The 995-nt window shown below is 59.5% G+C and carries 1 pseudogene; it reads right to left on the bottom strand.

From position 1 onward, the window contains the following. Positions 1 to 697, bottom strand: a pseudogene (locus tag ACY45C_RS18490) (sulfotransferase family protein); the annotation flags it as partial. Positions 698 to 995: the final 298 nt, after the last annotated feature.

The raw sequence follows: 995 nt of genomic DNA, 5'->3' as shown, positions 1-995 counted from the left end.
CTTCTCGATTGTTCAGCCGGGGGAACTGTTCCCCCGGAACCGGCACACCGAGGAAGTCGCACAGGGGACCCCGCCCCTGGGCGATGTCGAATACCAACAGACGGTCGGCTGAGATCTCGCGTTGCACCGCGGCATTGTGCTCCGCGAAGACCTGTAGGGCGTAGTCCTTGTCCGCGAAACGCCCCTTGGGAGTCGAAATGAAATAACTTGCGCGTTTCGAACCCTCCACAGGCCTGTGACCTGCGATGATGCTCTCGATCACGTATTTGTTACTTCATTACGTCCCCTTGAAGACACCGTCCCACACCACCAGATTCATCATGGTGATCACGCGCATGGCTTCCGCGCTCATTCTCGCCGGTCGGTTCGATATCGCTTGGAACAATGTGTTCCGCGCACTGTCATACCATTTTTCCGGGTCGCGAACCGTAAGAATCATTCGAGCCGACGGGTAGTGGGCGGCGAGCTCCCGCCAGAACCGGGCACCCGGCCAATCGACTGTCGATCTGTACTGGCCATACAGCGAGTCCCAGTCCGCAGGAGCACCTTCGGCGGCACTCGTCCATGCAGCGATAGTCTCCCGGTGCGCGAGGACCTCGTCCATGTGATGACAAGGGCCGTAACCGAGCTGTTCGAGGGCCAACTTGAGCGAAAGCGTTCCGGTACGCCCGAAGCCCGCACCAATGATGTTGATCATACCCCTCCTCGGAAGACAACGGATGCAATATTAACGACCACTTCGTTGCGAGTCCAGAGGGAATTTTGATAATCTATCATCTTGGTAGGGATTGTGAAGTTATAAGTGCCGTAACTACCCGCACTCGGTTGCCCGGTGTAGTTTTATGGAGGATTCAGGATTCACCACGGCGCCGCGGCCGGGCGGGCACGGCACCGCTGGCGATAGCGGACACGCGGACAGCGGCCCCGCCGCCGGGTCAGCTGCCGCCGTCACTGCCGCCGGTGACCTCGATGTGCCTGGGCTGACTCTTCCTGGA

This window comes from Frankia sp. CcWB2 (genome assembly GCF_977927585.1).
Note: the sequence above shows the minus strand (reverse complement) of the source record. Positions and strands in the feature narration are given on the sequence as shown.